This is a genomic window from Arthrobacter sp. 10N44_2 (genome assembly GCF_056394385.1).
The window spans coordinates 286,238-300,301 of record NZ_JBFTHT010000003.1; the positions used below are offsets into that span (position 1 = coordinate 286,238).

The 14,064-nt window shown below is 64.7% G+C and carries 8 protein-coding genes and 1 tRNA gene; 2 read left to right on the forward strand and 7 right to left on the reverse strand.

Annotation, left to right across the window (positions count from 1 at the left end; genetic code table 11):
- Nucleotides 1–6: 6 nt before the first annotated feature.
- Nucleotides 7–4,341, forward strand: a complete 4,335-nt coding sequence (locus AC1DBX_RS05830) for a Pls/PosA family non-ribosomal peptide synthetase (protein WP_476857813.1) — start codon at nucleotides 7–9, stop codon at nucleotides 4,339–4,341.
- Here AC1DBX_RS05830 and AC1DBX_RS05835 read toward each other — a convergent pair.
- From AC1DBX_RS05835 to bcp, 6 genes are all read right to left on the reverse strand, one after another.
- Nucleotides 4,338–7,517 (reverse strand): efflux RND transporter permease subunit, encoded by a 3,180-nt coding sequence (locus tag AC1DBX_RS05835; protein WP_476931263.1) that lies wholly within the window; start codon nucleotides 7,515–7,517, stop codon nucleotides 4,338–4,340. The genes AC1DBX_RS05830 and AC1DBX_RS05835 overlap by 4 nt on opposite strands.
- Before the next feature lie 119 nt (nucleotides 7,518–7,636).
- Complete coding sequence (locus tag AC1DBX_RS05840; RefSeq protein ID WP_476857811.1) at nucleotides 7,637–9,139, reverse strand: malate:quinone oxidoreductase; 1,503 nt, start codon at nucleotides 9,137–9,139, stop codon at nucleotides 7,637–7,639.
- A gap of 78 nt (nucleotides 9,140–9,217) precedes the next feature.
- A complete protein-coding gene (locus tag AC1DBX_RS05845; protein ID WP_476931285.1) occupies nucleotides 9,218–10,873 on the reverse strand; it encodes an ABC transporter substrate-binding protein in 1,656 nt (551 codons plus the stop codon).
- Between the two features lie 241 nt (nucleotides 10,874–11,114).
- On the reverse strand, nucleotides 11,115–11,792 hold the full coding sequence (locus tag AC1DBX_RS05850; RefSeq protein ID WP_476931264.1) for a fasciclin domain-containing protein: 678 nt from the start codon (nucleotides 11,790–11,792) through the stop codon (nucleotides 11,115–11,117).
- 237 nt (nucleotides 11,793–12,029) lie between these two features.
- Nucleotides 12,030–12,111 (reverse strand) — tRNA-Leu (locus AC1DBX_RS05855).
- Nucleotides 12,112–12,229: 118 nt separating this feature from the next.
- Nucleotides 12,230–12,703 (reverse strand): thioredoxin-dependent thiol peroxidase, encoded by a 474-nt coding sequence (bcp, locus tag AC1DBX_RS05860; protein ID WP_476931265.1) that lies wholly within the window; start codon nucleotides 12,701–12,703, stop codon nucleotides 12,230–12,232.
- Nucleotides 12,704–12,812: 109 nt separating this feature from the next.
- On the opposite strand from bcp, the gene AC1DBX_RS05865 reads away from it, so the two are divergent.
- A complete protein-coding gene (locus tag AC1DBX_RS05865) occupies nucleotides 12,813–13,295 on the forward strand; it encodes a MarR family winged helix-turn-helix transcriptional regulator (RefSeq protein ID WP_043433894.1) in 483 nt (160 codons plus the stop codon).
- A gap of 89 nt (nucleotides 13,296–13,384) precedes the next feature.
- On the opposite strand, the gene AC1DBX_RS05870 is transcribed toward AC1DBX_RS05865, so the two are convergent.
- A complete protein-coding gene (locus AC1DBX_RS05870; RefSeq protein ID WP_476848897.1) occupies nucleotides 13,385–13,774 on the reverse strand; it encodes a hypothetical protein in 390 nt (129 codons plus the stop codon).
- Nucleotides 13,775–14,064 lie beyond the last annotated feature (290 nt).

Here is a 14,064-nt window from a genome sequence, read left to right on the forward strand (position 1 = left end):
TAAAGGATGGGCAAGACCGCGAGGACCGGAAACGGCCTCACCAGACCTCCCGAGTTGCGGGGAATCATGTCGATGATCGGCGGCTCGGAAGGCGGAACTGTCCTGACGTCGGCTGCGCCCGATCAGGCCGCCCGCTGGCGGCGGGGCGAGCGGTTGGACCGGCTGTTTGAGGATAGTTGCGACCGCTTGCGGGAACAGGGGCGCGGCGACCAGGTTGCCGTCGATGCGGGGGACGTTGTCCTGACGTACACGGAGCTGGATGAACGGGCGAACCAGCTGGCGCGGCATCTCTTGGTGTGCGGTGCCCGGCCGGGTGACCGCATCGCCCTGCTGTTTGACCAGCCATGGCGGGCCTACGTGGCGATGCTGGCCGTTCTGAAGATCCACGCGGCCTATGTTCCCCTGGACCCGGGTTTCCCCCCTGACCGTCTTCAGTACATTGTCGAGGACGCCAACGTGGCCATGGTCCTGTCTCTGTCCCATCTGAGGGATCTGCTGCCTGAGGTGGCCGCTGTCACGGTGTGCGTCGATGATGTGCAGGCCCAGATCGACGCCAAGGATTCCTCCCGTTTGGGAAGCGCGGACCATGGCGGAACCAAGGATGAGCTGGCCTACATTATCTACACCTCCGGCTCGACCGGCCGGCCCAAGGGCGTGGCAGTGGAGCAGGCCAGCATCTGCAATTTTGTCCGGGTGGCCTCTGACATCTACGGGATTGAGTCCACGGACCGCGTGTACCAAGGTATGACGATCGCCTTCGATTTCTCGGTGGAGGAAATCTGGGTTGCCTGGATGGTCGGAGCCACGCTGGTGCCCAAGCCGGGCCGGTCCAGCATGCTGGGTGCCGAACTCGCGGAGTACCTGCAGGAAAAACGGATCACCGCCCTTTGCTGCGTTCCAACGCTGCTGGCGACGCTTGACGAGGACCTGCCCGATTTGCGGTTCCTGCTGGTCTCCGGAGAGGCGTGCCCGAAGGATCTCGTGATGCGCTGGCACCGCCCCGGCCGGCGCTTCCTGAACGTCTACGGCCCCACCGAAGCGACCGTGACTGCCACCTGGTCGGTCCTGGACCCGGACCTGCCCGTGTCCCTCGGAGTGCCCTTGCCCACCTACACCGCGGTCATTGTGGATCCCGCCGAGCTTCGGGCCCTGCCGCGCGGTGAAATGGGAGAAATCGGCCTCGCAGGGGTGGGGCTGGCGCGCGGGTACGTGAACCGTCAGGACCTGACGGAGCGGGCCTTTGTCCCGGATTTCCTCGGAATCGAGAACAACCCGTCCGGCCGGATTTATCGCACAGGGGACCTCGGACGGGTGAACGACGACGGGCAGCTCGAATATTTCGGCCGGATCGATACCCAAGTCAAAATACGTGGCTACCGCATCGAACTGAGCGAAATAGAATCCGTCCTCCTGCAGCTCCCCGGCATTGCACAGGCAGTCGTACAGACGTATGAGCCGGAACAAGGAACCGTGGAGCTGGCCGCCTACTACACCCTGCGCCAGGACGTGGAGGGCGTGGATGCTCATGACCTCCACCGGATGCTGCGCACCAGGCTCCCCGGATACATGGTTCCTGCCTATTTTGAACAGCTGGACTCCATTCCCATGATGGCCAGTGACAAAGTGGACAGGAAGCGGCTACCCCGTCCCGAGCACAGGATCAGCCGGGCGGCCGCGGGGTCCTTTACCGCCCCCACAACTGCCGCCGAAGAGGCCCTGGCCGCGCAGCTTGGCACCGTCCTGAGCCTTGAGAAGGTTTCCACCGATGCCCACTTCTTCAACGACCTTGGCGCCGACTCGCTGTTGATGGCCCGCTATTGCGCCCGCATCAGGAAAGAAACCGCCCTGCCCGCAGCCGCGATGCAGGATATCTATGAGAACCCGACGGTCCGGCAGCTCGCCGCCTGCCTCGAAGCCCGGCACAGTGAATCCGTCCTCAGCGCGGCCGTAGCAGAGACCGACGCTGTACCCCCGGTTCCGATGCCACCACCCAGCACCTTCCAGTTCGTCATGTGCGGGGCAATTCAGTTGCTGATTTTCCTGGGTTACACTTCGTACGCTGCTTCCCTGCTGATTATCGGCTTCCAGTGGACATCCGGGGGCAGCAATCCATTTGACATGTGGCTGCGGTCCATTGGTTTCGGCGCCGCCATGTTCCTGATCCTTTCCGCGACCCCGATCCTCGCCAAGTGGATTCTGGTTGGGCGGTGGAAGCCGGGCAACATCCGAATATGGAGTCTGGCTTATCTCCGTTTTTGGGCAGTCAAGACACTTACCAGGGCAAATCCACTGGTCTTGTTCGCCGGCTCTCCGCTGTATGTGGTGTACCTGCGGCTCCTGGGCGCAAAGATCGGCAAGGGGGTGGTGATCTTCTCCCGGAAGGTGCCCGCGTGCCCGGACCTGCTCACCGTCGGTGACAACACAGTCATCCACAAGAACTCCTCGTTCCAATGCTATCGGGCACGCTCGGGCATGATTGAAACCGGTCCCGTGATGCTGGGCAGAAATGTCCTTGTGTCGGAGAAAACCACGTTGGACATCGCTACGTCGATGGGAGACGACACTCAGCTGGGACATGCTTCATCGTTGCAGACCGGGCAGGTTGTACCTGGTGGACAAATCTGGCACGGTTCGCCTGCTGCGCGCACCAACACCAATTACCTGCGTGTCCCGCCCACTAATTGCGGCACGCGACGCAGGGTCATTTTCAGCCTTCTCCAGTTGTTCAACCGTTTGGTCCTGGTGGTTCCGGCGGGCCTTCTCGGGCTGGCCGTGCTCCTGCCCCCCTACCTGAGCACGGGACACCTGCAGCCGGGCTCCCCAAACTTTTTCATAGACGTACTCGCCGTAACACTGGTTCTGTTCGTTGTCGGGCTGATCACCGGCCTGATCATCATCTTCAGCATCCCGCGTTTGCTCAATCGCTTCATCAAGCCGGAAAAGGTCTATCCGCTGTACGGCGTGCACTTCACCATCCAGCGCATGATCGCCCGCGTGTCCAACGTCAAACTGTACAAAGATGTCTTCGGCGACAGTTCGTACATAGTGCACTATCTCAAGGCCTTGGGTTATAACCTCGGCAGGGTGGAGCAAACCGGGTCAAACTTCGGCCCCACACTGGCCCACGAGTCGCCGTTCCTGAGCTCAGTGGGAACAGGAACTATGGTCGCGGACGGCCTCAACATGATGAACGCCGACTTCTCAAGCACGTCGTTCCGTCTCTCGCGGGTCCACCTGGCTGGCCACAACTTTCTCGGTAATGCCATCAGTGTTCCGATCGGATCCAGGGTCGGGGAGAACTGTCTCTTGGCCACGAAGGTGATGATTCCGATCGACGGTCCGATCCGTGCGGATGTGGGCCTGCTGGGGTCACCGCCGTTCGAGATTCCCCGGTCTGTTCAGCGTGACGCCCAATTTGATGAACAGACGATTGCAGAGGCGCGGAACAGCGCTCTCCCGGCAAAGAACCGGCACAACATCCTGAGCATGGTGCTGTTCCTGGCCGTGCGCTGGTTCCTGTTGTTTGTTGCCACGTTTAGCGCCGCCGTTGCCGTGTCGGCATTCAGCTTCCTCGGTGTGCTGGCGATCGCAGCCATGATGCTCACCTTGCTGCTGTTCCGCGTACTGATTGCCGTGCTTGTTGAGCGCTCGGTCATGGGCTTCCGCCACCTGAAGCCGCAATACTGCTCCATCTACGACCCCTACTTCTGGCGGCACGAACGTCTATGGAAGCTGCTGGCCATGCCGGGCTTCAACGGAACCCCGTTCAAGCCCGTGATCTGGCGAATGCTGGGCGTCAAAGTCGGCAAGCGGCTCTACGATGCCGGCGCCAACATACCGGAGAAAACTCTTGTGGCTATCGGTGATGATTGTGCGTTCAATGAAGGAGCCACCATTCAGGGCCACTCCATGGAAGACGGGGCCTTCAAGTCCGACTACATCGTTCTCGGCAACCGCTGCTCCCTTGGCGTGGATTCGTGGGTCAACTACGGGGTGACGATGCAGGATGGTTCGTCACTCGGTGCCGACGCCCTCTTGATGAAGGGCGAAGACGTCCCGGAAGATGCAACCTATACCGGCAACCCGGCGCGGGAGGTGACAAGCCCCGTCGCCCCCAAACCGCTCGCGGCCGTGGTTTCTGGGAGCCCTCGCTACGGCGTTCCGCGCCACGGTGGCCCCCGCCACCGGGAAGCCGTCGCAGTACCCGCTGGACTCGTCAGACTCTCGAAGGGAACCTACGCAACTCACGGGACGCACAGGGCTCCCAAGGCAGCGCGGACCCTCGTCAAGCCTAACGTCGAGGCCGAGGACAAAGCAGGGACGCCGGGTTCTGGTTCCTAGTGCGAACTGGTTGGCAGGGGAGCGTCTTCGGGGAAGTCGTCGGGGAAGTCCTCGGTCACGGCCGGCCCGGAATGGCGTCCACGGCGCAGCGACTTCTGTAGTGCCCTGCGCTCGCGCCGGCCTTCCACGAGCCGGTACAGCACCGGGACCAGGATGAGTGTGAGGGCGGTGGAGGAGATCAGGCCGCCGATCACCACGATCGCCAGGGGCTGGGAGATGAATCCGCCGCCGCCGGTCAGTCCCAGCGCCATCGGGGTCAGGGCGAACACCGTGGCGAGCGCTGTCATGAGGATGGGGCGGAGGCGCTGGCGGGCGCCGTGCATGATCGCGTCCGCCACGTTCATCCCGGGTTCGCCGTTGCGCGGCTGGCGATACTGGTTGATGAGGTCGATCAGCACAATCGCGTTGGTCACCACGATGCCCACGAGCATCAACATGCCGATCAGCGACGGCAGGCCCAACGGCACACCGGTCACCACGAGCAGGGCGATTGCGCCTGTCGCGGCGAACGGGACGGAGACCAGCAGGATCAGCGGCTGCACGAGCGATTTGAACGCAGCCACCATGATCACGTAGACGATCGCGATGGCAGCGAGCAGTGCGAGCCCGAGCTGGCGGAACGAATCGGCCTGCTGCGTCGTGGCACCGCCGATCGTGGCGGTCACCCCGGGCGGCAGCTGGACTGACTTGAGCCGGTTCTGCACCTCGGTGCTGACCGCGCCGAGGTTGGAGCCCGACGGCGTCACCGAGACCCGCGCGGTGCGCTGGCCGTTGCTGGCGGTGATGGAGACGGGGACGTCCACCTGCTCTACCGAGGCGATGCTGCCCAGCGCAACGGCGCCGGCCGCCGTCGGGAGCGGCATGTCCCGGACGGCCTCGATGCTCGTGAAGCGGGTGCCCTCGCCAATCCGGACCGGGAAGTCGTTGGTGTCGATGCGGATCGTCCCGGCCGGAATCGGGCTGATCGTGGCGGCCAGGACCCCGGCCACGCGCCCCTCGTTCAGGCCGGCCGCGACGGCCTTGGCGCGGTCCACCTTGACCTGGACCACCGGCTGGCTGGCGGCCAGGTTGGTGGCCACTTCGCTGCTGCCCGGGACACCGTCCATGGCCTTGACCATCGCGTCACTGGCCGTCTGGAGGTCGGCGGTGGTGGCGGCCTTGAGGGTGATGTCCACGGTTGACGAAGTGCCGAAGCCGCCCTGCTGGGAACCGACCGTGATCTTTCCGGCATCGCCGAGCTTGGAGAGTTCGCTGCGGACGGTCTCCTGGAGCTTGCCCTGGTTGGCCTTCTCGTCCGTCACCACGGTGAACGTCGAATTGGACGCGCCGGAGGAGAGCAGGGCCGAGAAGCCGGTCTGGGCGTTGCCGGTGGTGGCCTGGACGTCTTTGATTCCGTCGATGCCCCGCAGGGTGACCTCGACGCGGATCGCCGAAGCGCTGGCCTCGTCAAGGCTGGTCCCTGCCGGCAGGGCCTGCTTGACGGTCATGCTGTTCTCGCCGGAGCGGCCCAGGAGGTCGGTGGCGAGCAGCGGGGACATCGCCACGGTGCCGGCAAGCACCAGGGCCGCGGCGACCAGGGTGAGGACCGGGTGCCGCTGCGTGCCGGACAGGACAGGCAGGTAGCCGCGCTGCAGGAGCGTGCTCTGCTCGGCCTCGTGCGCCTTGGCGGCAATGCCAGCGGCAGAGGCCGGAGAGCCGGTGACGGCGGGCGTGCGCAGGAACCAGTAGGCCAGCACCGGCACGATGGTCAGCGAGACCAGCAGCGAGGAGAGCAGGGCGATGGTCACTGTCAGGGCGAACGGACGGAACAGCGCACCGGCCAGGTCGCCGACGAAGGCGATGGGCAGGAAGACGGCCACGGTGGTCAGGGTGGACGCCGTGATGGCGCCGGCAACTTCGCGGATGGCGGTTCCGATCGCGGTGATCTTGTCCTCGCCGTAGCTCAGGTGCCGTTTGATGTTTTCGATGACCACGATCGAGTCGTCCACGACGCGGCCGATGGCGATGGTGAGCGCGCCAAGGGTGAGGATGTTGAGTGAGTAGCCGGTGCCAGCGAGGCCGATGAACGTGATCAGCAGGGACAGCGGGATGGACACGGCCGTCACCAGGGTGGCGCGCACTGACATCAGGAACACCAGGATCACCAGGACGGCGAAGCCCAGTCCCAGCAGGCCCTCGGTGGTGAGGTCCTTGATGGACTTCTCGATGAACGGCGCCTGGTCGAAGACCGGGGTGAATTTGGCGTTGGAGCCAAGCTCGGCCTCAAGTTGCGGGATGGCGTCCTTGACCGCGTGGGAGATCGCGACGGTGTCGCCCTCGGGCTTCTTGGTCACGGACAGGGCGAGGGTTTCCTTGCCGTTGGTCCGCGTGATTGACGTGCGGGCGTCCTCGACCAGGCTGACATCCGCCACGCTGCCGATCGTCGCCGCATCACGGGCCGCGCCCAGCGGGAGGGCCTTGATGGCGTCGAGGGAGTCGACCGGGCTGCCGATCTGCAGCGAGAGGGTTTTGCCCTGTTCCTCGATGGTGCCGGCCGGGACCAATGCACCGTTGTTCTTCAGCGCGTCGCTGATGGCCTGGAGGCTCGTGCCCGATGCCGCCAGGTCCCGGGGCCGCGGCAGGATCTGGATGTGCTGCGTGGCGCCGCCGGTCACGTCGGCGCCGCGCACGCCGTCGAGCTTCTGCAGCACAGGGACGCTGAGCCGGGCGAGATCGGCGTTGAGTTCACTGAGCGGTTTGTCGGAGGACACGGCCAGGAAGACGATCGGGAAGTCGCTGATGCTCCCGGCGATCGCCTGCGGCTGGACGTCCTTCGGCAGGGCCTGCTTGGCGTTGGAGATGGCGCGGTCGATCTGGTTCCGGGCCCGGTCCAGGTTGGAGCCGTAGGTGAACGCCAGGGAAATCTGCGAGACGCCGTTCCGGGACGTTGACGACGTCGATTCCAGCCCCTCGACGCTGTTCAGCGCCTTTTCCAACGGGGCACTGATCTGCTTGTCCACGACTTCCGGCGACGCACCGGGCATCGAGGAGATCACAGTGATCTGCGGGAACTCGATGGAGGGGATGAGCTCCTGTTTCAGCGAGGACATCGTGATCACGCCGAAAACGCAAGCGAACACCGTGATCAGCGCGATCAGGGCCCGGTTGGCGAGAGACAGCTTTGCGAGCCGGAACATCTCATGGTCTCCTGGTGGGTCGGGGGCGTCCTGCACAACGGGACATCAAAAAACGGGGACGTCACGGGTTGCAGCGGTCCCAAACCAGCAGTGTAAACCAGCCGCGGCCGGGCACCGGCTTAGTTGCTGGCGGTGACCTGTTCGAGTTGCAGCGCCTTGGCCGTCTCGGCCTCCAGCGTGGCGGCGAGCTCAGGGTTGTCGTTGAGCTTGACGCCGTAGCCGGGCATCATGTCCTTGAGCTTGGACTGCCAGCCCTTGAAGTTCTTCGGGAAGGACTTCTGGAGCAGCTCGATCATGATCGGCACGGCGGTGGACGCGCCCGGGGATGCGCCAAGCAGGGCGCCGATGGTGCCGTCGCGTCCGGCGATGACCTCGGTGCCGAACTGCAGCACGCCGCCCTTCTTCGGGTCCTTCTTGATGATCTGGACCCGCTGGCCGGCGGTGATGAGCTCCCAGTCGCCGTCCTTGGCCTCGGGGTAGTACTCCCGCAGGGCCTCGACCTTGTCGCCGTGACGCTTGGCGACTTCCTTGATCAGGTAGGCGGTGAGGTCCATGTTGTCCTTGGCCACGGCCAGCATCGGGATGATGTTGGAGGGGCGGATGGACAGCGGCAGGTCCAGGTAAGAGCCGCTCTTGAGGAAGTTCGTGGAGAAGCCGGCGTACGGGCCGAACAGCAGGGAGCGCTTGCCGTTGACGTAGCGGGTGTCCAGGTGCGGCACGGACATGGGCGGGGCGCCGACAGACGCCTGGCCGTAGACCTTCGCGCTGTGCCGGGCGGCGATGCCCTCGTCGGTGCAGCGGAAGAACTGGCCGGAGACCGGGAAACCGCCAAACCCCTTGCCTTCCGGGATACCGGAGGCCTGCAGCAGGTGCAGGGCCCCGCCGCCGGCTCCGACAAACACGAACTTCGCGTGGATGGAGCCGTGCTCGCCGCTCCTGGCGTGCTTCAGCGACAGGTCCCAGCCGCCGCCGGACGCGCGCTTGATGTCGCTGACGTTGTGGCCGTAGTTGATCTCCACGCCGTTGTTGCCCAGGTAGGTGGTCAGCTCGCGAGTCAGGGCGCCGAAGTCGACGTCGGTGCCCTCGGCGGCGCGGGTTGCCGCGACGCGCTGCTTGGGGTCGCGGCCCTTGACGATCAGCGGGGCCCACTTGGCGATCTGCGCGTGGTCCTCGGAATACTCCATCGAACGGAACAGCGGGTTCGGCTTGAGTGCCTCGTAGCGGGTGCGGAGGAACTTGGTGTGGTCCTCGCCGATCACGAAGCTCATGTGCGGAACGGTGTTGATGAAGCCCTTGGGGGAGCCGATCAGCGAGTTCGAGACGAGGTGGGACCAGAACTGGCGGGACAACTGGAACTGCTCGTTGATGTTCAGGGCCTTGCCGGGGTCCACCGAGCCGTCTTTGGCTGCGGGGGAGTAATTAAGCTCACACAGGGCAGCGTGTCCGGTGCCGGCGTTGTTCCACGGGTCGGAGCTTTCCAGTCCGGGCTCGTCCAGACGCTCAAAGAGCGAGATGGTCCAGTTCGGCTCAAGCTGCTTGATGAAGGCGCCGAGCGTGGCGCTCATGATGCCGCCGCCAATCAGGACGACGTCGGCGTGTTGGGTCTTGGAAATGAAAGTCACAATCAGTCTCCGATAGCAGCGGCTCTGGCTGTCACAGAATATCCCGCACCGCCCACTAACTGAAATTGGCCCCGGGCGTCAAGGCCTTAGCTCGACCTTTGTGAAAACTTCGTTCAGCACCGGCGACGCCGGGTACTTCAGCACCCGGTCCGAGAGCGCCAGGGCCGAGATCGGGAAGGCAATGGGAACCGCAGGCACCGTGGCCGCGATCTGCCCGTTGATGGTCTGGTACTCCTCGGTGCGGTCCTTGCCGTCCGGCAGGCCCCGGGCCCGGGCGATCTTGGAGAAGACCTGGGGATCCTGGTAACCGAATTCGCCGGTGTTCTCGCCGAAGAGCGGGCCCACGAAATTGTCGGGGTCCGAATACGAGCCGTTCCAGCCCAGCAGGTGCAGGGCGTGGTCGCCCGGGGACGTGACCTTCTGCAGGTAGCCGTCAGCCCAGTCCACCGGTACGGGCTTGACGTTGAGCCCGACGGCGGTCAGTTGCCGGCTGATCTCGGCGTACACCTTTTCCGGCGTCGGCAGGTAGGGCCGGGTGACGTTGAGCGGATAGTAGAACTTCAGCTCCTCGCCCTTGTAGCCGGCCTCGGCCAGGAGTTCCTTGGCCTTGCCCGGGTTGTAGCCGAGCGCCGCGGCATTGTTGTTGAAGCCGCTGAGCTTGGGCGGAACAAACTGGGATGCCTGGGCCGTGTTGTCGATGAAGAACCGGCGGATCAGAGTGTCCTTGTCCAGCGCCATTTCGATCGCCTGGCGGACCTTGAGGTTCTGCAGGATGGGGACCTGCTGGTTCATGCCCAGGTACATCACGGAGAACGGGTCCCGCTGGATGATCTGCTTTCCGCTCTTGACCAGTTGGTCAAAGTTTCCCACGGTGACGGCGTCGTAGGCGTCGATCTTGCCGTCCAGGAGCGCCTGCATCCGGGTCTGCGGGTGATCGTAGGTCACGAACTTGATGGTGCCGATCTGCCCTTTGTCACCCCAGTAGTCCTTGTTGCTGGCCAGGGAGACGCTGCCCGAGTCCCAGGAGCCGAAAACGTACGGCCCTGTGCCTACCGGGTGGAGGCCGTAGGCGGATACCGGCTGCCCGCCCCGGCGCTGGTTCAGGACGTCAGCGTTCTCCGCGGCGAGGGCCTTGGGCGAAGAGATCGCGAAGGCCGGCAGGGTGAGGGCCTGGAGAAAACCCGTGAAGGGCTGGGTGAGGCCGATCCGCACATTGTCCGGCGCGACGGCGGTGCAGTTCTTGTATATGGACAGCGACGCCTGGTCCGAATGGGCCTTGAAGACGCCCTTGAAGGTGGTACCGGTGGCCTGTTCGCGGAGGGCCGGTGAGAAGTTGAACCAGCGGTTGAAGTTGGTGCAGACCGCGGCGGCGTCGAACGGTGTCCCGTCCTGGAATTTAACGTTCCCGCGCAGCTTGAACTCGTAAGTCCGGCCTTCATCGCTCTGGGACCATTCGGTGGCCAGCAGCGGCGTGGGCTGGCCGGTGGTCTGGTCTACGCCCACGAGGCCTTCCAGTACCTGCCGGGAGACGCGGTATGACTCGACGTCGGAGACCAGGGCAGGATCGAGCCCGAGCGGCTCCGAGCCGGTGCCGAAGGTGAAAAGCGCGGTAGGTGCCGCGCTGGCGGTGGCAGAGGCGGTGGGGGAGCTGGGTGCCGGGCCGAGGCTGCCCGTGCAGGACGCGAGCGGCAGGACAAGGAGGGCGGCCCCGATGCTGGCGGCAATCCGCCGCACTGTCCTGCTGGGCACTGTACTGCTGGGCACTCGAGAATCACCTCTGGGAACTGGATGGTCCGCCGGCTGCGGACCAGCCCCAGTCTAGTTGACGGCCGGGTCCGCCAGCTCTTGTGGCACACCGCCGCAAGGCGCACGGCAGCGCAAAAAGCGGAGGCCCGCACCTGGTGGTGCGGGCCTCCGCTTCTCCTAGTGGTCCAGGGAGTCAGGCTGGAGCCGGGCAGGAGTGCAAATGGGCTGACTACTTGGGCATCAGAACTGAGTCGACCATGTAGACAGTGGCGTTGGCGGTCTGGACGCCGCCGCAGACAACGTTGGCGCCGTCAACCTTGAGGGCATCCTTGGTGCCGGTGACCGTCACCGAACCGCCTTGAACCGTCTTGTGGGTGCCGACGATCTGGTCCGGGGTGATCTTGCCGGGGACAACGTGGTAGGTCAGGATCTTACTCAGCGTGGCGTCGTCCGTCTTCAGGGCCTCGATCGTGGCCGGATCGATCTTCTTGAAGGCGTCATCCGTCGGGGCGAAGACGGTGAATTCGCTGCCGTTGAGCGTGTCCACCAGGTTGACCTTGGGGTTGAGCTTGCCGGACACGGCGGCGGTCAGGGTGGTGAGGATCGGGTTGTTGGACGCCGCGGTGGCTACCGGGTCAAGCGCCATGCCGGAGACGGAGCCGGCACCGCTGGGAACCTGGGCGGCGTAGGCGGCGCAGCCGGAGCCGACGAGGTTGGCGGCCGGATCCATGGCCGCGGCGGAGGCGCTCGTGGAGGGGGAGGCCATGCTGGATTCCGCCGGTGCGGAGGACGGGGCCGAGGAGGCGGGGGCCGACGAGGCGCTGGTTCCGCCACAGGCAGTGAGGCTGAGCATGGCGGCAGCTGCGATACCTGCAACGGCGAACGTGGTGCGCTTGATGTTCTGCATTTCGGTTTCTCCTTTGTTGTGCCGATGTTTGCCGGCGGCGAATATTTGCCGCTGCGGCCCTTTCCCGACTGTTGGGCACCGACCCTTGGTTGGTGTCTCAATGGGTATTCGGCTGCTCGGAGGAAACGGATGGGTGCGGATGTGAAATTCTTTTTGGCGGGGTCAAAACTCCTGAAAAATCCCGGAACAGCGCCGGAAACCACGAGAACCCCGGTCCGAAGACCGGGGTTCTCTCTGTGCGCAAGGGGGGACTTGAACCCCCACGCCCGAAGGCACAGGAACCTAAATCCTGCGTGTCTGCCAATTTCACCACTCGCGCGCGGCGCCGTCGTCGTCCCGGGAAAGAACCCCGGCGGCGGACGCCAGGCTCCATTGTACCTATTGCCGGTTTGCTGGTTGCAACGGCTGCCGCGGGCGGACGGACCGGAGACCGGGGACTAGGCGTCGAGTTTCAGGTCCCGGCGAAGTTTGGCGACATGCCCGGTGGCCCGGACGTTGTACTGTGCGACGGCAACCCGGCCGTCGGCGTCGACGACGATGGTCGAGCGGATCAGGCCCTGGTAGGTCTTGCCGTAGTTTTTCTTTTCGCCCCGGGCCGCGTAGGCCTCGGCGACGGAGTGGTCCTCGTCGGAGAGCAGCGGGAAGTTCAGCCCTTCGGCGGCCGCGAACGCGGCAAGCTTCCCGACGGGGTCGGGGGAGATGCCCACGACGTCATAACCTGCGGCCTGAAGCGCGCCGAGGGAATCCCGGAAATCGCAGGCCTCCTTGGTGCATCCCGGCGTGGCGGCTGCCGGGTAGAAGTAGAGCACGGTCTTCCGGCCCCGGAAATCACGCAGGCTGACGTCCTGTCCTTCGGCGTTCTTGAGGGTGAAATCCGGTGCTGTGGCACCGGCGGTGAGTCGCTCGGACACGGGTGTCTCCTTGGTGAGGTTGGTCATGAAGCGGGGTGATAATCCAGCGTAGTGACGCGATCGGCGCCGGACGAATCCGCTGCTCGCTATACTCTTGGGTATGCCTGATATGGATCGCTGGCCCACGGGCCGCCTATTGTCCACGGCAGCACGTCTTGTAGAACACTCCTGGAACGAAAAATTGGGGGCCATTGGCCTGACCCATGCCGGGGTGATCGCCATGGAGGTGCTCTCGGCGAATGGGCCGATGACGCAAGCCCAATTGGCCCAGCTCGTCCGGGTCCAGGCCCAGACGATGGGCAAGACACTGAGCCGGCTGGAAGCGCACGGCCACATTTCGCGGCACCGCAGCACCTCCGACCGGCGCAGCCATGTGGTGTCGCTGACTGACCAGGGGCGCGAGGCGGTTGCCGCGGCCGCCGACATGGAACGTTCCGTGCTCGCCGCCACGCCCATTGACCCCGACGTGCTGCGGCAGGAGCTCCAGGCCGTGGTCAGGGTGCTGGCAACCAAGTCTTCCTCGCCGGAGGCCAATGCCATCGTCACGGCTGCCGAGCCGGGCGCCATTGCCGGGGCCACCCCGCTGAATTAGCCACGCTGCTGAGGGGGAACGGGAACGGGACGGCAGGGTTTCCCGCCGTCCCAATCAGTTCCGTTCTCGAGGCCTTCAGTGGTGACCGGTCACCAGGTGTTCCTGTGGTGGTTGTGTTTCTTATTGTCGTGCCGGTTTCCGTGATGGTCCCAGAACCCGTCCTTGTCATGCCGGCAGCCGTCCCGGCCCGTCCATGAGCCGCGGTGGTCGTTGTCGTCACGCCAGTTGCCATGATCGTCGCGCCAACCCCATCCGTCGTCCTTGTCATGCCACCGGTTCTCCCCGTCCCACCAGCCATTGCGCGTGTCGTGCCGGTTGTTGTCCCGCATGTGGTGCCGGTTCACAAATGAGGACTGACTCCAGGAGCTGGCGGAGGCGGTCGAAGTGGTAACGGCGGCGCTGGCAGGCACGGCGCTGGCGCCCAGGCCCAGTGCGGCGGTCACCGCGGTTGTTCCAATGATGCGAATAGCCTTGTTCATGAAACTTGGTCCTTACGGAGATCGATTTCCCTGGCCCCGGGGGCGGGCCGTGCAGGCATGCTGCCGGGGGCCCATGATTTCCGTGTCTGCTGACGCGATCCTCAGTGTGGGCACCGGGAGATCTGAATATCATTTTTGGTGGTCGCGTCGGGCCCTCTGGCCGGCGTTGTTGTCGGTCCGGGTCTGCAGGACCGGTCGCTCCAGAACTGTTGCCCGGAGCACCTTTCCAGTCAACGCCCCAGCATTGACTCTCAAAAGGGACTAAAGACCCTGTTTCTGCCGCAATCGGA